General features: G+C 60.5%; 14 protein-coding genes, 2 tRNA genes and 1 pseudogene. 10 read left to right on the top strand and 7 right to left on the bottom strand.

Annotation, left to right across the window (positions count from 1 at the left end; translation table 11 throughout):
* Positions 1-194 precede the first annotated feature (194 nt).
* From AC3WTO_RS04155 to AC3WTO_RS04145, 3 genes and pseudogenes are all read left to right on the top strand, one after another.
* The gene (locus AC3WTO_RS04155; protein ID WP_492459410.1) at positions 195-869 is read left to right on the top strand and encodes an alpha/beta hydrolase; all 675 of its coding nucleotides are present in this window, start codon (positions 195-197) and stop codon (positions 867-869) included.
* 118 nt (positions 870-987) lie between these two features.
* Entirely contained in the window at positions 988-1,425 is a 438-nt protein-coding gene (locus tag AC3WTO_RS04150; protein WP_492459409.1) for an acetyltransferase, read from the top strand.
* Positions 1,426-1,504: 79 nt separating this feature from the next.
* Positions 1,505-2,152: pseudogene (locus AC3WTO_RS04145) on the top strand (FMN-binding negative transcriptional regulator).
* Positions 2,153-2,242: 90 nt separating this feature from the next.
* Here AC3WTO_RS04145 and AC3WTO_RS04140 read toward each other — a convergent pair.
* From AC3WTO_RS04140 to AC3WTO_RS04120, 5 genes are all read right to left on the bottom strand, one after another.
* Positions 2,243-3,109 (bottom strand): phosphatase PAP2 family protein, encoded by an 867-nt coding sequence (locus AC3WTO_RS04140; RefSeq protein WP_492459408.1) that lies wholly within the window; start codon positions 3,107-3,109, stop codon positions 2,243-2,245.
* A gap of 99 nt (positions 3,110-3,208) precedes the next feature.
* On the bottom strand, positions 3,209-4,849 hold the full coding sequence (locus AC3WTO_RS04135; RefSeq protein ID WP_492460033.1) for an ArnT family glycosyltransferase: 1,641 nt from the start codon (positions 4,847-4,849) through the stop codon (positions 3,209-3,211).
* Between the two features lie 121 nt (positions 4,850-4,970).
* The gene (locus AC3WTO_RS04130; protein WP_492459407.1) at positions 4,971-5,303 is read right to left on the bottom strand and encodes a lipid-A-disaccharide synthase N-terminal domain-containing protein; all 333 of its coding nucleotides are present in this window, start codon (positions 5,301-5,303) and stop codon (positions 4,971-4,973) included.
* A complete protein-coding gene (locus tag AC3WTO_RS04125; protein WP_492459406.1) occupies positions 5,296-6,030 on the bottom strand; it encodes a glycosyltransferase family 2 protein in 735 nt (244 codons plus the stop codon). The genes AC3WTO_RS04130 and AC3WTO_RS04125 overlap by 8 nt, the downstream gene beginning before the upstream one ends.
* 153 nt (positions 6,031-6,183) lie before the next feature.
* Complete coding sequence (locus AC3WTO_RS04120) at positions 6,184-7,308, bottom strand: anhydro-N-acetylmuramic acid kinase (RefSeq protein WP_492459405.1); 1,125 nt, start codon at positions 7,306-7,308, stop codon at positions 6,184-6,186.
* A gap of 104 nt (positions 7,309-7,412) precedes the next feature.
* On the opposite strand from AC3WTO_RS04120, the gene tyrS reads away from it, so the two are divergent.
* The gene (tyrS, locus tag AC3WTO_RS04115; protein ID WP_492459404.1) at positions 7,413-8,663 is read left to right on the top strand and encodes a tyrosine--tRNA ligase; all 1,251 of its coding nucleotides are present in this window, start codon (positions 7,413-7,415) and stop codon (positions 8,661-8,663) included.
* Between the two features lie 12 nt (positions 8,664-8,675).
* Here the strand turns inward: tyrS and AC3WTO_RS04110 are convergent, their stop codons facing one another.
* Positions 8,676-12,074, bottom strand: a complete 3,399-nt coding sequence (locus AC3WTO_RS04110) for a YhdP family protein (RefSeq protein WP_492459403.1) — start codon at positions 12,072-12,074, stop codon at positions 8,676-8,678.
* 208 nt (positions 12,075-12,282) lie between these two features.
* Here AC3WTO_RS04110 and AC3WTO_RS04105 point away from each other — a divergent pair, with 208 nt between their 5' ends.
* The 5 genes from AC3WTO_RS04105 (at position 12,283) to AC3WTO_RS04085 (ending at position 18,183) form a co-directional block, all read left to right on the top strand.
* Complete coding sequence (locus tag AC3WTO_RS04105) at positions 12,283-12,750, top strand: peroxiredoxin (RefSeq protein WP_492459402.1); 468 nt, start codon at positions 12,283-12,285, stop codon at positions 12,748-12,750.
* Positions 12,751-12,870: 120 nt separating this feature from the next.
* On the top strand, positions 12,871-14,175 hold the full coding sequence (locus tag AC3WTO_RS04100) for a M23 family metallopeptidase (RefSeq protein WP_492459401.1): 1,305 nt from the start codon (positions 12,871-12,873) through the stop codon (positions 14,173-14,175).
* A 373-nt stretch (positions 14,176-14,548) separates the two neighbouring features.
* A complete protein-coding gene (locus AC3WTO_RS04095; protein WP_492459400.1) occupies positions 14,549-15,481 on the top strand; it encodes a sugar ABC transporter substrate-binding protein in 933 nt (310 codons plus the stop codon).
* Positions 15,482-15,572: 91 nt separating this feature from the next.
* Positions 15,573-17,108 (top strand): sugar ABC transporter ATP-binding protein, encoded by a 1,536-nt coding sequence (locus AC3WTO_RS04090; protein WP_492459399.1) that lies wholly within the window; start codon positions 15,573-15,575, stop codon positions 17,106-17,108.
* Positions 17,109-17,139: 31 nt separating this feature from the next.
* The gene (locus tag AC3WTO_RS04085) at positions 17,140-18,183 is read left to right on the top strand and encodes an ABC transporter permease (protein ID WP_492459398.1); all 1,044 of its coding nucleotides are present in this window, start codon (positions 17,140-17,142) and stop codon (positions 18,181-18,183) included.
* 139 nt (positions 18,184-18,322) lie between these two features.
* On the opposite strand, the gene AC3WTO_RS04080 is transcribed toward AC3WTO_RS04085, so the two are convergent.
* Positions 18,323-18,398, bottom strand: a tRNA-Val gene (locus AC3WTO_RS04080).
* 211 nt (positions 18,399-18,609) lie between these two features.
* Here AC3WTO_RS04080 and AC3WTO_RS04075 point away from each other — a divergent pair.
* A tRNA-Asp gene (locus AC3WTO_RS04075) sits at positions 18,610-18,686 on the top strand.
* The last annotated feature ends 75 nt before the right edge of the window (positions 18,687-18,761 follow it).

Genomic DNA, 18,761 nt, shown 5'->3' with positions numbered 1-18,761 from the left:
TTTCCTTGAAATTCCAAGGCCAGCCGTCCTATTACGCGGCTTGCGGCAGCAATGGCAGAGCCTTACATCTCGGCCATGCAGTTTTGAACAGTTCTAAACTAGCTTCTAGGTAGGCGCTCGCCTTGCGTCAAGCTTGGATTGGGGCCGGAGCGGGAATTGTTCTAACACCATATAGCGTACACCAGGAGTTATTCATGCCAGAGGTCATTTTCGCCGGTCCGGCCGGGCGCCTTGAGGGTCGCTACCAACCTTCCAAGGAAAAAAGCGCGCCGATCGCCATCATCCTGCATCCGCACCCGCAGTTCGGCGGCACGATGAACAACAAGATCGTCTATGACCTCTTCTATATGTTCCAGAAACGCAACTTCACCACGCTGCGCTTCAATTTCCGTGGCATCGGCCGCAGCCAGGGCGAATTCGACCACGGCACCGGCGAACTTTCCGATGCGGCAGCAGCGCTCGACTGGGTGCAGTCGCTGCATCCCGATTCCAAGAGCTGCTGGGTGGCCGGCTATTCGTTCGGCTCCTGGATCGGCATGCAACTGCTGATGCGCCGTCCGGAGATCGAAGGTTTCATCTCGGTAGCGCCACAGCCCAATACTTATGATTTCTCCTTCCTGGCCCCGTGCCCGTCATCGGGCCTGATCATCCATGGCGATGCCGACAAGGTCGCACCGACCAAGGACGTGCAGGGACTGGTGGACAAGCTGCATACCCAGAAGGGCATCACCATCACCCAGAAGACGCTTCCGGGCGCCAACCACTTCTTCGCCAACGATGCAGAGTTGCTGATCGAGGAATGCGCGGACTATCTCGACCGCCGCCTGGCCGGCGAGCTGGCCGATCCGCGGCCGAAGCGACTCCGCTAGAACAATTCCAGGAAAAGCGCGTAGCGGTTTTCCGTCCGGAATTGCTTAAGAAGAGCGTTTCCGCAAAACGGAAACGCTCTGAACATATCTGCCGGCTCCGCCGGCAGCGGGACCGAACATGAAAATAAGACCGTTCGCCGAGCGCGATACTGCGCGCCTGGTTGATATCTGGCTCGCCGCCGTGCGCGCCACGCATCATTTCCTGACTGAGGACGACATCCAGTTCTTCCTGCCACGGCTGCGTGACCTGCACATACCGGCGCTGGAGGTCTATGTTGCCGAGAACGAGGACGGCCAGTTGCTCGGCTTTGCGGGGCTCGACGGCGCAAATCTCGAAATGTTGTTCATCGATCCCGCCCACCATGGACAGGGCGTCGGCAAACAGTTGGTCGAGCACGCGGCTGCGCTGAAGGGACGTCTGAATGTGGACGTCAACGAACAAAATCCCGGCGCGCTGGCCTTCTATCTCAAATGTGGCTTCACGCAGGTGGGGCGCTCCGAACTCGATGGTTCAGGAAAACCCTTTCCGCTGCTGCATCTGGCGCAACTGGGCTGAGACAGTCGTCGGCTGCAACAGGCGCATTGCCGACGGAGCGCGTTGGCGTCAAGCTGGTCCCGGATAAGAGGACTTGCCCTTGTACCAGCCGCAGCATTTCAACGAGACCCGCCTCGAAATCCTGCACGCACTGGTCCGCGCGCATCCGCTGGGACTGTTGATTTCCAACAGCGTAGACGGGCCCGCCGCGGACCCGGTCCCGTTTCTGCTGGATGCGGAAGGCGGTGCGCAAGGTATGCTGAGAGCGCATCTGGCCAAAGCCAATCCGCATTGGCGGCTGCTTGCCGACAATCCGTCGGCAAAAATCCTTATCGTCTTCCAGGGCAGTGATGCCTATGTCACCCCGTCCTGGTACGAGACCAAGCGCTAGACCGGCAAGGTGGTGCCAACCTGGAACTATGCCATCGTGCAGGTACGCGGGACCGCGAAGATCATGGACGACGGCGCCTGGATTGCCCGGCAGATCGCCGATCTCACCGGCCAACAGGAAGATGGGCGGGAGCAGGCCTGGGCGGTGAAGGATGCCCCACCTGAATTCATCCAGTCGCAGATCAAGGGCATCGTGGGCGTGGAGATCACGATTGAAGCCATCACCGGCAAATGGAAGGTGAGCCAGAACCGGCCGGTTGCGGACCGCGTAGGCGTTGAGGCCGGCCTTGATCACGAAGCTTCGCCGTATTCGCCCGACATGGCCGCGCTGGTACGTCGCTATGGCGGGCTCGACTAGGGCGTTTTCACCCCTGACGAAAACGCTCCAACTCTTTGTTATTACGCAGTTGTAGACGGAAAACCGCTACACGCTTCTGCTGGAATAGCTCTACCCGGCCAGGTGCCTGGCAGCAGGCGGGGTTTGAACGACATGCCCTCCCGAAACCCTGTCGCGTCTTGGCGTGCGCCAGACAGTCCGCCGCAAAAGGGGAAGACCTGCCGGGTTTGAGCGGAACAGGAAGCCGAGGCGCGCGCAGACAATCGCTGCCACCACCGCCAGGCCAAAACCAAGGCCAAAACCGACGACGGTATCGCTAGGGTAATGAGCTCCGACAAAGATGCGCGTCGCGGCGAACCATAGGCCCAGGAGCAGGAACCAATATTTCCCACGCGGGAACAAAAGCACCAGGACGGCTGTGACCGAACCGATCGTGGTGGCGTGCCCGGAGGGAAAAGAAGCAAAGATCGCTTTCACCGTGAACGGATGGAATGAGAACGCCCCATATTCCGCGTAGAGCGCGGGGCGCGCGCGACCGAACAAGATCTTCAGGACGACTGTCAGCAATCCCGGCAACCCGACAGCAACGAGCACGAAAAGCGCAATGGAGGTACGGTTATAGACGGCAACAAGCTGCTTGCGCCCCAGGCGCGACCAGTCGATCTGATTGGCGACCAGCACCCATGCAGCGGCCGGCCAGAGATACCATTCCCCCAGACCCAGGGGGGTCGACATCTCCGCGAACGCATTCAAAGCCGGATGCCACTCGCGTATCGACGCGTGATCGAGATAGATCGCGGCCAATCCCGCCAGAAGTACGCATCCTATCGTCCAGGGCAGCCAGAAAATCCGGTCGTATTGCGCCGGCCGCTGGCGGAAACGGCGACCAATGACGGCAAAGGTGATGGCGGTGTTCTCTCGGCTGCGCGCAAGCATGCGCAGCAACAGCGGCCGCGATGGCGCGCCTGCGTCCTTCATAGTCAAAGCCCCTTACCCCAGTTCCGCCGATCAGCGGCAGCAACACATCGGTAGAGTGACGCTATCATGACAGATCATCAAGGTCTGGCTAACGAATGGTCAAGGCTTGGCGACCTTGTAGAGTCCGAGCGCCAATTTGTCGCCGGACGAATAATTGGTGCCGTCGATTTCTGTCAGGCGTGTCACCGTCTTGCCCGAGCCTGTCAGTGCGGATTGCAGCGCCGGCTCGTCGGCAATGGGAACGAGCGCCAAAGCGCAGGTCGGGTCGGTTGCCAGGTGAGCCGCGGCCCCTTGCGTATCGGTCAATCTGGTGTTGGTGCCGGCCATGAAAATCAGGCTTGGCTCATGATATTGCGATGATGCCAGAACCGAAGTCTCGCATGGCTTGTTGTTCTGGATCGCGGCCACAATGCGCGGGGTCAACCAGATCGGTGTCAGGGTCGGCACGATGAGGCCGATCAGGACGGCATATGCCGCGCCCGCCGCGGCAGCTGCCGCTCCAATGCGATTCAACGACAGCTGCGATTGGCGTGGGAATGCCAGATAGCCTGCCGCGAGCGCAAAAACGGCTGCTGGAATGCTCCACGGATTGAATGCGCCGGTGAGATAAAGCGGCGCCCCCACCGCGATCGCCGCCAGCCCGAGCGTGACGACGACGAGGCCGAAGGCCGTCGCCCAATAGAGCCAGGTTTGCCAGCGCTTCAGAGCCGCCTGCTCCGGCGTCAGGGTCAACAGCCAGCCGACCAGCAGCGCAACAGCGGGATACGCCGGCAGCACATAATGCGGCAGCTTGGTGGGAACCAGTTCGAGAAGGACCCAGAACGGTATGTACCAGGCAAGGCAGAACCGCAGGCGCGGGTCGCCGCGCATGTGGTTGAGGGCAGCCAGCCCGGCACCGAGCGCAATCAGGCTGAAAGGCCACATGAACAGCGAATAGGTCAGCGAATAGTAACCCGGAGGCATGCCGTGCGATTCCTGACCGTCGGCAACCTTGCCGACGAGGTCCTTGCCCACGGCTTCCTGCCAGAAGGCTCCACCGCTCTTCCAGGTGATGATGGCAAGCCAGGGCACGACGATGAGAGCCGTCAGCAGCAAGCCACGCCCGGCCTTCAGCCGCGACAGCCAACGCGCATCTCGCTCGAAAGCGAGCAGGACCAGGATGGTGAGAAGCGACAGCGCCGGTGTGATCGGCCCCTTGATCAGGATGCCCAGTCCCTGCGCTATCCAGAACAGCCAGGGCAAGTAGGCCGCCGACCTCTCGTTGCGCCGCGCCGCGACATAGATCTGCGCCAACGCACCTTGCGCCAGCACGCAGCAGGCAAGCAGGAAAGCGTCGGTCTTGGCGATACGCCCTTCAAAGGCGGTGGCAAAGATGGCGGCGACCACCAGGCCCGCCGCCAGGCCCGCATTGGCGCCGAACAGCGCAGTGGCCGTCCAGGCCGTCGCAACGACAGCGATCGCGATACCCAAGGCAGAGACAAGACGGTAGATCCAGATCGGTGCCGCGGCTCCCTCGCCGCTCAGCGCTACGGTTGCCGACTGCAGCCAGTAAATGCCGATCGGTTTCTTGTAGCGCGAAGCCTCCTGGAAGCGGATGTCCATATAGTCGCCGCTCTCGGCCATCTGCTTGGTGGCCTGGACGAAACGCGCCTCATCGCGATCCACCACCGGCAGGCTGGCCAGCCCCGATGCCGAAAGCACGAGGCTGAAGAGAAACAGAAACAGATATTTTCTGGTCATCTCCACGCGCTTGATCTCCTATCGAAAGATTGACCCGCCGTGGACGCCCGCGCCATTGAAGGCGATTTCGAAGAGTTGCTGCATCTACCGGTCATGGCCGACCTCTTCGAAATCGCCTGAGTTAGTCGACCTTGCTCATGGCAGCCTTACGCTCATTCGCGATCAGCCAGAGATTGCGGATGTAGATGAAGAGACCCAACCCCTGCCCCGCGATGAACACCGGATCACGGCGCTGGATCGCATAGACCAACAGCAGGCCGCCACCGCCGAGCGAAAAGAACCAGAAGGCGATCGGCACCACCGAGCGCTTGGCCCGTTCGGAGGCCACCCATTGCACCACGAAACGCATGGTGAAGAAGAACTGGGCGATGAAGCCGAGCAGGACCCAGCCGTCGAACTGCAGCACGAAGACTTCGTGCAGCCAGGTCATCAGCCCCTGGAACACACTATCCATGCGTGATTTCCCTCGCCCTTGGCATGCGCCGACGCCGGCGCCGCAACCACCAAACTCCGAGCAGATCGGCGGCCCCTTGAAGGCCACGATCGAAAATGCCGTAATTGGACTTGCCGTGACGACGCGAGCGGTCGACCACATCACGGTGCACAACCCCGTAACCTTCCTGGATGATCAATGCCGGCACGAAGCGATGCGTGCCATCGAAGAACGGAAGCTTGCGGAAGATCTCGGTACGTACGGCCTTCAGGCCGCAGCCGGTATCGCGGGTTTCGTCGTGCAAAATGGCATTGCGCAGCCAATTGGCAAAGCGCGAGGCAAGCTGCTTGGCCTTGCTGTCACGCCGCTTCAGGCGTTGTCCCTGGGCAGCGGCCACCTCCGGTCCGGCGTCGCGCAGCGCGTCGACCAGAACCGGAATGTATTGCGGATCGTTCTGGCCATCGCCATCGATGGTGGCGACGATGTCACCATGTGCCGCCCACACGCCGGAACGCACCGCAAGGCTCTGTCCCGAGGATTTCTCATGGCGGATGTGACGAACCGGAAACGGCCGCGCGGCAGCCTGGGCGGCCAGCACCGCTGCTGTGTCATCGGTCGATCCGTCATCGACGATGATCACCTCGAAATCTCTTCCGCTCATGGCGGCTGCGATCTCGTCGATCAGCAGAGGCAAATTGGCCGCCTCGTTGCGGCCTGGGATAACGATGGAGATCAAGGCGTCCGCCATTGGCAATCAGATCGACCGGAACAGCTTCACGAATGTCAAGCAACGCGGTCGGCCCGACGCGTGCTCTGGAACGGCGGCGCGTCCACCGGAACGCGGGCTTTCCTTACGCCAGCGGCCAGATCGTGGCAAGCATCAGAGATGCCCCCTTCCCGTTCACGGACGCGTGATCACACCGCCCGTCACCGCTTCGCGGCAGCCGGTCGTGGTTGGAAACGTCAAGGGAAGGCGGCGTTCGGCCCGCACGGCCAGATAAGCCCAGGCTTCCGCCTCCGTCGCATCGCCGTCGAAGCCGGCGTCCTCGGCGAGGATCACCTGTGCCCCCGCCTTTTGCGCACCGGCACGCAGGTCGCCGACGATATGCGGGTTCTTGCGGCCGCCACCGCATATGATCCACAGCTTCGGCGCCTGCGGCATATGGTCGGCTGATTTCAGAACCGCCTCGGCCGACACACTCGCCAATGTGCGGGCGCCGTCGGCGAGTTCCAGTCCCTCGACCTCGGCGAGCGTGAAATCATTGCGATCCAATGACTTAGGCCCAGATTTCGCGAAGAACGGACTGTCGAGATAGCGCTCGACAACCGAGATGATCACGCCGCCCTCGCTGGCGATCGCGCCACCGGCGTCGAACGGCACGCCGCCTTCGCGCGACACCCATTGGTCGATCAGCGTGTTGCCGGGGCCGGTGTCGAAAGCAATGGGATCGCCGCTGTCCCCGACATAGGTGATGTTGGAAATGCCGCCGATGTTGACGAACACAACCGGATATTCGCCTGCAAAGGGTTGCGGCAATGCCTTGGCCAGCGCGGCATGGTAGGTGGGAACGAGCGGGGCTCCCTGCCCACCATGAAGCATGTCATTGGCGCGCATGTCATAGACCACCGGCAAGCCGGTGCGTGCGGCGAGCAACGGCCCGTCACCCAGTTGAACGGTCAGGCCCAGATGCGGCCTGTGCAGAACGGTCTGGCCGTGGAAGCCGATCAGGTCAGGTCGGGCCCAGTTCCTGGCTTCCCCTGACAGAAAGCGCTCGACCGCGTCGGCATGCCTCTCCGTGATCTCCCGCTCGAGGTCGACAAGCGTGCCTGTACGCTCCTCGCGCCTGACAATGGCCTTGGCCTCCTCCAGCCCGGCCGCGATGCGCTGGCGGAAGGCAGCCTCGTAAGGCACGAAGAAGGATGGGCCGCGCTCGAGCGTATTTTCGCCGTCGCTGCGCAGCATGGCGAGGTCGATGCCGTCCATCGAGGTGCCGCTCATCAGACCTATTGCGCAGAATTGAGGCATTCCTGACCTATATTCTTGTGATTCCAGGCCCGGCGATGCTAAAGCCCCGGAATGGCGCACGCCAAGAGCCGCGCTGTTTTCTTGTTGTTTTCCGGAATCCTGTCATGGCCGCCTTCAAGTCCGACTTTCTGCGCGTTCTCGACGAACGTGGCTTCATTCACCAGATCTCCGACCCGGAAGGGCTCGATGCGTTGGCAACGAAAGGCCAGATCAGCGGCTATGTCGGTTATGACGCCACCGCGACCTCGATCCATATCGGCAACCTGATCACCGTGACCATGCTCTACTGGCTGCAGGAAACCGGCCACAAAGCGATCACGCTGATGGGCGGTGGCACGTCGATGGTAGGAGACCCTTCGTTCCGCGACGAGCAGCGCAAGCTGCTGACGGTTGAACAGATCGGAAACAACATCGAGAGCATCAAGAAGGTCTACGGCAACATCCTGCGCTACGACGGCTCGAACCCGGCGACTATGGTCAACAATGCCGACTGGCTGCTGAAGCTCAACTATGTCGAATTCCTGCGCGACGTCGGCCGGCACTTCTCGGTCAACCGCATGCTGTCCTTCGACAGCGTGAAGCTTCGGCTCGACCGCGAGCAGTCGCTGTCGTTCCTCGAATTCAACTACATGATCATGCAGGGCTACGACTTCACCGAGCTCAGCCGGCGCTACGGCACGGTGCTGCAGATGGGCGGCTCCGATCAGTGGGGCAACATCATCAACGGCGTTGATCTCAGCCACCGCATGGGCGGCCCGCAGCTCTACGCACTGACCACGCCGCTGCTCACCAAATCCTCCGGTGAGAAGATGGGCAAGTCGGCCTCAGGCGCGGTCTGGCTGAACGGCGATCTCTTCAGCCCCTATGATTTCTGGCAGTACTTCCGCAACACGGAAGACGCAGACGTCGGTCGTTTCCTGAAGATCTTCACCCGCATGCCGCTCGCCGAAATCGCGAAGCTGGAGGCACTTGGGGGCTCCGAACTCAACGAAGCCAAGAAGATCCTCGCCACGGAAGTGACCGCCATCGTGCATGGACGTGCGGCGGCAGAGGACGCTGCCGAGACGGCGCGCAAGACCTTCGAGGAAGGCGCGGTCGCCGACAATCTGCCGTCAATCGAAGTGCCGGGCTCCGAACTGGAGGCAGGCATAGGCCTCCTCGCTCTGCTGGTGCGGGCCGGCCTCGCTGCATCCAACGGCGAAGCACGCCGCCACGTCCAGGGCGGCGCGGTACGCGTCAACGACGAGGCGATTACCGACGAACGGCGCTCCGTCACACTTCGGGACCTGAGTCCGGAAAAGATCGTAAAGCTTTCGCTCGGCAAGAAAAAACACATCCTGGTGCGGCCGATCTAACTCGGCCGCTCCTCACCGGAACTCGAAGATCGAGCGGAAGATGCCGGGCGCGATCACCGACAGCGGATTGATCTGCAGATCGGGCTTTTTGGCGCTGCCCTTCAACCGGTAGGTCACACCGATCAGGCCGCGGTCGCGGCCATTGCCCAGTAGGGCGCCAACCAGTGGCAGTTCGCCGAAGATGCGGTTGATGCCATAGGCCGGCATGAATGTGCCGGTCATGTCCATGTTGTCGCTCTGGTCATAGAGCGTGCCCTGGAAAGTGGTTCCGATCAGCGGGCCGCGCAGCACACCATTCGCCACCTTGAGATATCCGTTGCCTTTGACGATCTCGGCATAGCCGCGCTCGAATTGAACACGTGAGGTATCGATATCGGCCTTCACCGCCTGATTGAGCGAACGCTTGTCGCCGCTTGGTGCCGTCGAGACGATCGACGCCAGCTTCGGTTCATTGACGATCTGGAAGTTGCGGGCATCCACCGTGCCGCGCATCGGCCCGTCCGCAGTGCCGGCCAGCGCCACGGCAATCGCCCCGCCTTCCATATGTTTGTAGATATCGAGGAAGCGTAGCACCGCGCCCGCATCCCCGGATTTCATATCCAGCGTGTGGCGGCCGCCAACGGTGTTGTTGGAGACATCGATGGTCGCCCCGGAGCGCGCCTGCGCCTTCACAGTAAGTCCGTTCACCTTCGCTCCGGCGCCGCTGTAGTCGAGGGTGAAGTTCGAAACGACTTCATCGTTGAAGCCTGTCAGCGACCTTACATCGGCCGTTACGGAGATCGCATCACCCTCTGCGCCCTTGGTGGCGCTTTCTGTGTCCGAAGTGAACTGCTTGACCAGTGCGCGCGCATCGAGCGCTTCGCCACTCACCTTGACGGCATAGCCCTTGCCGGAACGCTTGATGGAGACGGCGACGTCATCGCCACGGTTGAGCTGCACATGGGACAAGTTGGCCGAAACGAGTTCGCCGCTGGAGAGCTCAACCGACCCCCGCGCCTCGAAGGTCTTGCCGTCGAGATCAAAATCAGTGAGCCGTGTGGTGGACCCGGTTTTCTCCATGGTGAAGGAGACTGTTGCCGGCACACCAGGGCCTTTGCTCCATCCCGCCCAGGGAATGTTCAGCTTGGCATTGGTCAGGTCGGCGACAACGTCCTGGTTGGCGTTATCACTCTTGTCGAGCGCGATCTTCATCGTGCCGGACAACATGGCAGACAGGCCCGGCATCAAGGTCTGGCGGAGCTTGTCGTCGACCGTCAGCGTCACCTTGCGGGAACGCGGCGGTCCATCTGCTTCGAGAGGCTCAACCAGACCGATCTCGGCGGGAATGTCGTTGAGCAGTGCGCGCGCCTTGACCGTAGCGCTTTTCGGGTCGACCACGATGCTGCCATCGGCATCAGTGACCATCTGGTCGTCGATCGGCTTGGACACGGCGAGGTCCTTGTAGTCCAACGCGACCAGCCAGCCGAGCTTCGACGTGTCGATGCCCTTCTGCAGCGGAATATCCGCCTTGACGTTGCCGGTGACCGTTCCAGACAACTCCTCCGGCTTCAGTCCGACATGGCGCATTGCATTGATCGGTTCATAGGAAGCCAGTTCGGCGACAGCGTCGGCATTGCCCGCAACGTCGATGTTCAACGCTCCAATGACAGGCGGTATATTGGCATTCCTGACGCTCAGTGTGCCGTTGGTCGCAGCGACAAGGCGACCGCTGGGCATGTACACTGTGCCGCTGGACAGAGAAATGTCGACATCGTTGCCGTGAAACTCGACGACGCCGTTGGCATCGCGGATGGGCGGAATCTGCCCGGCGGTATCGAATCGCGATCCTTCAAGCTGGAAGCGGCCGAACACCTCGTTGCGGTCGAGCGGAATACCATTTCCTGCCCGCCCGGGTGCCACCTGGTATTGCAAGCTGGCCTCGACGACCTTGCCGCCGAAAAGGTTCTCCAGCACCCATTCGCGAGCTCCGCGCGCCGAGAACCATGGCCAGAGTTGTTTGACGTGCGAGACCGGCATGTCGTGAACGTTCAACGCCATCGAGACGCCAGGCGCTTTGCCGGGCACGAACTCCAAGGCTGCGTTGCCCAGAACCTCGCCCGACGTCCCCGATCGGACCGCGATCGTCGGCACGACGAGCTTGCGGCTTACGGTCTGGTAGTCGCCGGCGATGCGTCCGACGAAATCAAGCGCCGGTTCCGACGAATCGACCGGTGCCAGCATCGACTTGTTGCTGACGAGGTCGAAACGATAGGAAGGTTCGTCGCCTGCGGTACCCTGACGCGGCTTCGGCCCAAGCGAGCCCTCAATATCGAAATCCGATCGACCAACCTGCAAGTCGAGACCGTCGATGCCGATCTTGTTGGCACCGCGTATCAACGTTGCCTTCAGCTTGGCTTCGACCGGCAGCAACCCGCGTGCGCCGAGGTCAAGCACGGCACCGGCCAACGAACCAGACAGGCTGAGGCGTGGTTGCGCGTCGCCCTCGCCTTCCGTCCCCTGCATATGCAATGTGACCGCCCCGACATTACCGCTCGGCTGGCCGGCGGTCGCGGCATCGACTTCGATCGGCTCGACCAGGATGTCGGCCTGAAGCGCCTTTACCTTGCGTGCCGTGGGATCACGGCCGGCGGAGGCCTCGAGCGTCAGCTTGCGGCCGTCGACATCGAGCCTGGAAGAAAATTGCACACCAGCGGAACCGGATTGTGAAACCGTCGCGTCGGCGACCGTTACCAGGCGCACGTCGCCGGTCGAAGAAAGCACCACCGCGACATTTTCGAGATCGATCAAACGGATCGAATCCAGCCGGATCGCGTCAAGCGCCTGATGGACAGCGCCGAAAACAGTGTCGACGATCTTGTCAGGGTCAACCAGTCCATCCGCGTTGCGCAAAGACACAGCCCAGTCGCTGTTTCCTTGCGAAGGCATTGCGTCGGCAAACAAGCGCGCATCGGAGACCCTGGCGCTGGTCAGTTGCACGTCGCCTGACAGAAGCGGAAGCAGGCGTACGCCGAAGCGCATCAATCCAGCTTCGACCATCGGCTTGCCATCGCTGGCAGTCAGCTTCACATCACGAACCTGCAGGGCAAGGAAGCTCGCCTTGTCGAGCGTTATGCTGGCCGGTCCGACGGCAACACGAACGTCGACGCCGGCCATTCCTTCAATGGCTTGCTCCGCAGCCTGCCGTAATCGTTCCGAGCCGATGCCGCTGGCGCCGACGACATAAATCCCCGCGACCACCAGCACGACCAGCATGCCAAGACCGAACAGGAAACGAGTGAAAAGACGAGCGCCCCGACGAAACCTTGCGCGGCCAAGCGGTGGCACGGCATTGGCCGAAGGCAAGGTGCGGAGATCTGCAATCTCGTCGCGCCTGAACCGGATCTTCTCGGGCCTCGGGAGTTCTTGATTCACCTAGTCTTCCGTCTTCAGCCCTCGTTGGCCGCCGATTCCTCGCCGACACTATAGCGAGCCGCCGTAGCGCGCGAACGTCAAAAGCAGAATCCAGCTTTGCGTTCCACCGCGCACCGATTTATTGAAGGTCATGCGGATGCCAGCCGAGGTTGCCTCTCGTAGACACCGTAGCGTAGCTTGGCGCTTAAGTTCAAACAAAGGCATGGTTATGGCTGATCTCAACGTGGGCGATATCGCGCCCGATTTCACTCTCCCCGGCGACGGCGGCAGCAGCTTCAAGCTCTCTTCTTTCGCTGGCAAGCCGGTGGTTCTCTATTTTTATCCCGAGGACGACACGCCGAGCTGCACCAATGAGGCGATCAGCTTCTCGCAACTCAAATCCGATTTCGGGAAAGCTGGTGCGGTGGTGATCGGACTTTCACCCGACAGCGTGAAGAAGCACGACAAATTCAAGGCCAAGCACGGGCTGGAAGTCGATCTCGCCTCTGACGAGGAACGCAAGGTGATTGAGGCCTATCACCTGTGGGTGGAGAAGAAGATGTACGGTCGCACCTATATGGGGGTGGAACGCGCCACCTTCCTGGTTGGGCGTGACGGCCGCATAGCCCACATCTGGCGGAAGGTCCGCGTCAAGGGACACGCCGAATCGGTTCTCGAAGCAGTGAAAACTCTCTAGACAGGCGTCTGGCGCGACACCAACGGCCTTCCAACGGCGGGCATCATGCGGGAGAAGGCTTTGTTAACCATAACAAGTGCCTAATAGGCATTGTTGGGAAGCAAACGAAAGCTTGGTTCGGTGAGCGCAAACAGTCAGTCGGCATTGTTCGGCAGGCGCAAAGAGCCGCATACGGTCATCATCGCTCGAGGCGATGAAATCCGGCATTTCACGGTTCGCCCCTGGATGATTGCATGCCTGGGATCGGCCGTAGCCGCCGTTGTCATCGGTTACTTGCTGGCCACTTCCTATCTCGTTTTTCGCGACGATCTGATCGGCGCGACGACAGCTCGCCAAGCTCGCATGCAACAGGCCTATGAGGACCGCATCTCCGCGTTGCGCGCGCAGGTGGACCGGATCACCAGCCGGCAATTGCTCGATCAGCAGTTGATGGAAACCAAGGTTGGTGAATTGCTGGCGCGCCAGAGCCAGCTCAGCCAGCGCCATGGTCGGCTCGGTCCCATTCTTGAACGCGCAGAGACCCTCGAAACGATCAGCCCCGAACTGCAGAGCCCGGCGCCAACGCCGGCTGACCAGACAAAACCAGAAGACCATGCAGCGCTGATCGGCGACAAGGCAACACCGGAGCTTGCCGCTCTGGCCAGCCTCACCAGCCCGCAGCTGCCAGCGTTTTCGCGCTGGTCCACTCGCGCCGACCTGCCTGCAAACGCATCCTCCGCCGACCGCGCCGACAAACTTTTTGGGGCCATCAACCAATCTCTGCAAGCGATCGAGACTGAGCAATTGCAGCGCCTCACTCGGCTTGCCGACACGACCTACCAGAATGCCGATGCCATCAAGGATGCATTGCAGGCAGCCGGACTACCGGTTGACGCTGATTTCGGCAAAGACGAGACCGATGTCGGCGGGCCACTCGTACCGATCGACCGAGCGACGCTTTTCGACACCAAGGTCAAGGAACTCGACGAGGCGCTCGACCAACTGGATCACCTGAGGAAAGAAGCGCGACGCCTGCCCCTGGCCAATCCGGCACCCGGCCGAGCTGTGACCAGCCCGTTCGGCGTGCGGACGGATCCCTTGCTCGGCACCGCGGCACTGCATTCGGGCATGGACTTCCGCATTCCCCTCGGTTCCCCTGCCCGCGCTACTGCGGCCGGCGTGATCACCAAGGCCGGGTGGAACGGTGGTTATGGCCGGATGGTCGAAGTCGACCACGGCCAAGGCTACACCACCCGCTACGCCCATCTCAGCCGCGTCGATGTCGCTGTCGGTCAGAGCGTGAGAGCAGGCGACGTCGTCGGCCAGACCGGTTCGTCCGGTCGCTCGACCGGCCCACATCTGCACTATGAAGTTCGGCACGATGGCGATGCCATTGATCCGTTGCGGTTCCTGAGAATCGGCAAGAAAGTCGAGAAGTATCTCTAGGTCTCATCGGATGGCGTGAACGCCGTCGTATCGTCTCAGGCCTCAAGATCCTCACCGCAGTGGCGGATAAACGAGCGAGCTCCGGCAGCGCGGAGCAAGACGTTCGCTTGCTTGACCACCATCCCTCCTCACGCCTGCAGCCCCCTCCAATCGCTCACCCAAATTCCATATTGACGAACGCGTCACAAAATGGAATGAATATTCCATGGAATTGCAATACGCTTCAATCGTTCCAATCGATGCTATGGAGGCGCGTCAATCGGAATGTCCTTGCCCACCCCTGGGGCAGGAGCAGTGCGGAGCGGAATGATTTTGGGAGCAGCAATCCGGATTGTCAGGTGCGACCGGACACCATTTGTGGAGGAGAACTGAAATGAAGAAGTTTTTACTGGGTGCGATTGCGACCGCCCTTATGACCGGCACCGCAGCAGCTGGCGACATCGGTGTATCCATGGCCAATTCGGATACCTTTCTGACAGTGCTGCGCAAGGGCATCGAAAAAGCGGCATCAGATGCCAAGCAACCGGTCCAGATCGAGATCGCGGACGATGACGTTAATAAGCAGCTCAGCCAGGTGCAGAACTTTATCGCAGCCAAGGTAGATGCAGTGATCGTCAACCCCGTCGACACTTCGGCCACGGCGAGCATGACCAAACTCGCCAATGAGGCCGGTATCCCGATCGTCTACGTCAATCGCCAACCGATCGACATGGACAAGCTCGGCAAAGGCGCGTTCGTCGGATCGAATGAAGTCGATTCCGGCACCCTTGAGACCAAGGAAGTCTGCCGCCAACTTAAAGAGGCAGGCAAGACCGAGGCAGGAATCCTGGTGATGCAGGGCGACCTGGCCAACCAGGCCGCTGTGATGCGCACCAAGGACGTGCATGACGTGATCGCGACCCCGGATTGCTCGTTCATCAAGATCATCGATGAACAGACCGCCGGCTGGGATCCGGTCAAGGCCCAGGACCTGATGACCAACTGGATCGCAGCTGGTCACAAGCCGGATGCCGTCATTTCCAACAATGACAACATGGCCATCGGCGCCATCAACGCTATGAAGGCTGCCGGCTGGGATATGAAGAGCGTGATCGTCGGTGGCGTCGACGCAACGCAGGAAGCGCTCGCCTACATGAAGGCCGGGGATCTTGATGTAACGGTCTTCCAGAATGCGGCAGCTCAAGGCGGAGGCGCAATCGACACCGCAATGAAGCTCGCGAAGGGCGAAACTGTGCAATCGCCGGTATGGGTCCCGTTCGAACTGGTGACCCCAGCCAACATGGATCAGTACATCTCGAAGAACTGACCGTTGATGGCGAGCGCGCCGCACGCGCGGCGCGTCTCTCCCTTCATTTATCGACCGTGCATCTGAACCGGGTCTGGGAGGACTGATCGGCATGCAGAGCCCTGTGACAGCCACGACGCACGACACCGGCATCGTTCCCATCGACGACTACATCCTCGAGGTCGAGGATGTGCGTAAGGAATTTCCAGGGGTCCTTGCCCTCGACAACGTACAATTCCGCCTGCGCCGCGGCAGCGTTCATGCCCTGATGGGCGAAAATGGCGCCGGCAAGTCGACGCTGATGAAAATCATTGCCGGAATCTATACACCTGACTCCGGTTCGTTCCGCTTTCACGACAAAGATATTCGCCTCAAAAGCCCGCTCGATGCCCTCGAAAGAGGCATCGCCATGATCCATCAGGAACTCAACCTGATGGCGCCGATGACAGTTGCGGAAAACATCTGGATCCGGCGCGAGCCAATCACCCGTTTCGGCTTCGTCGACCATGCCAAGATGCATGCCCAAACTGCCGCGCTGTTCAAGCGCCTGAACATTGATCTCGATCCAGATGCCCAGGTCGGCACACTCAGCGTTGCCAATCGCCAGATGATCGAAATCGCCAAGGCGGTGTCCTACGAATCCGACGTGCTGATCATGGACGAACCGACATCGGCCTTGACCGAGCGCGAGGTCGAACACCTGTTCAAGATCATTCGCAGCCTGCGCGAACAGGGCAAAGGCATCATCTACATCACGCACAAGATGAATGAGCTGTTCGAGATCGCAGACGAATTCTCAGTGTTCCGCGATGGCAAGTACATCGCCACCAAAAAGTCGAGTGAGGTGACACGTGACGACATCATCCGGATGATGGTCGGCCGCGAAATCACCCAGATGTTCCCGAAAGAAACGGTGCCGATCGGCGATGTGGTGCTTTCAGTCAAAGGTCTCGCACTCAACGGCGTTTTCAGGGATGTCAGCTTCGAAGTTCGCTCCGGCGAAATCCTGGGCATTGCTGGGCTTGTCGGATCAGGGCGCTCCAACATCGCCGAGACGATCTTCGGCGTGACCCCCGCCAATTCCGGAACGATCGAACTGTTCGGCGAGGAGACAAGCATCGACAGTCCTGCCACAGCGATGCGCCACGGCATGGCTTTCCTCACGGAAGACCGCAAGGATACCGGCTGTTTTCTTCTGCTCGATATTCAGGAGAACACCCAAATCGCCGTGCTGCAGTCTGGCTATGTCAAAAAGGGTTTTGTCGAACAGAAGCGCCTCGCCAAGGATTCGATCGACATCAGCAATGCGCTGCGCGTCAAAACGCCCGATATGTCGGAGCCGATCAACAATCTGTCCGGCGGCAACCAGCAGAAGGTCCTGATTGCACGCTGGCTGCTGACCAAGCCGAAAATTCTGATCCTCGACGAACCGACCCGGGGCATCGACGTCGGGGCCAAGGCGGAAATCCATCGCCTGATTTCCAAGCTGGCGGGAGAAGGTGTCGCAGTCATCATGATCTCATCCGAAATGCCGGAAGTGCTCGGAATGAGCGACCGCATCATGGTGGTTCACGAAGGTCGAGTGACCGGATTTCTGGACCGCGACGAAGCCAATCAAGTGAAAATCATGGAGCTGGCATCTCATTGAGATTTGCTGCCCCACCTTGGTGGAGACAAACATGACAACGAACGATGCTGCAGGCCCCACACGCGTGATCGGATCCAAGAAGCGGCTCCCGCCGGAGGTATCGATCCTCGCCGTCCTCATCGGCATAGCGCTGGTGTTTGAAATCCTCGGCTGGATTCTGGTTGGCGACAGCTTCCTGATGAACAAGCAGCGCCTATCCATCATCATCCTGCAAGTGTCCGTCATCGGCATCATCGCGGTCGGTGTCACCCAAGTCATCATCACCGGTGGCGTCGATCTGTCTTCGGGCTCGGTTGTCGGCCTCGTCGCCATGGTGGCAGCCAGTCTGGCACAGACATCGCTCAATCCACGCGCTGTCTATCCGTCGCTGACAGACATCTCGCCGATCTTTGCCATACTGGCCGGCCTTGCCGTCGGCCTGCTCGCAGGCTGGGTCAATGGCTTCATCATTGCCAAGACCAAGATCCCGCCTTTCATCGCCACGCTTGGCATGATGGTGTCGGCCCGCGGTCTTGCCAAATGGTACACGCAGGGCCAGCCGGTAGCCCTGCTGTCGGATGAATTCACCTGGTTCGGCAAGAGCTTCGACATCTTCGGCTTCCCGCTGCCTCTCCCGGTGATCATTTTCCTGCTGGTGGCGGTGGTCTTCCATGTAGCGCTTGGCTACACGCGCTACGGCAAGTTCACCTATGCGATCGGCGCCAATCCACAAGCGGCACGCGTATCAGGCATCAACATCGGCAACCATCTGATCAAGGTCTATGCCATTGCCGGCTTGCTCTCTGGCCTCGCCGGCGTTGTCACGGCGGCGCGTGCGGCTTCCGGCCAACCCAATATGGGTGTCGCCTATGAACTCGATGCGATTGCGGCAGCCGTGATCGGCGGCACGTCCCTTTCGGGCGGCGTTGGACGAATCTCCGGCACCTTGATCGGCACCATCATTCTGGGCGTGCTGACTTCGGGTTTCACCTTCCTCAAGGTTGGTGCCTACTACCAGGAAATCATCAAGGGCATCATCATCGTGGCCGCCGTCATCATCGATCAGCAACGCCAGAACAGGCGCAAGAAAGCCTGAACAGTCTCCTCCCAAGGCAGTCTCTCGCCGCGCCGGCCTCCGTCGCGGCGTTTGCCTTGCGCACAGCATAAGGCGTCTGCACCGGACGGTGGCGTCCGCGGCATGCCGGTCAAAATTCGGATCGTTGTCGTGAAGAAACTGGTGGGCGATGACGGACTCGAACCGCCGACATCTTCGGTGTAAACGAAGCGCTCTACCAACTGAGCTAATCGCCCGCTCCGGCGCGGACCTTTAAGCAGTTAGCGAACGCTTCGCAAGACCAAATGACGAGATTACAGGATGTTAAGCGTGCGATTGTGCGGCTTTCCAGAGGCCTGTCAAAAAACCTTCGCATGAACTGCAATTAGCCGTGATGGGCCGCTTGACACCTGCCAGCGAACCCCTTATCCAGCCGCCAACGACGACACAGACAAGTGTCGCCAGTGCGCGGGTGTAGCTCAGTCGGTTAGAGTGCCGGCCTGTCACGCCGGAGGTCGCGGGTTCGAGCCCCGTCACTCGCGCCATTTCTATTTTCAGAGAAAACCATTCTATCTCAATAGCGCCCTGTGGCGCTCCCTTCACAGGACTGGATACAGCAT

The organism is Mesorhizobium sp. EU05-FHT14A09 (assembly GCF_058790995.1).
The sequence above is the reverse complement of the archived record's forward strand: the minus strand, read 5'-3'. Positions and strand labels throughout refer to the sequence as shown.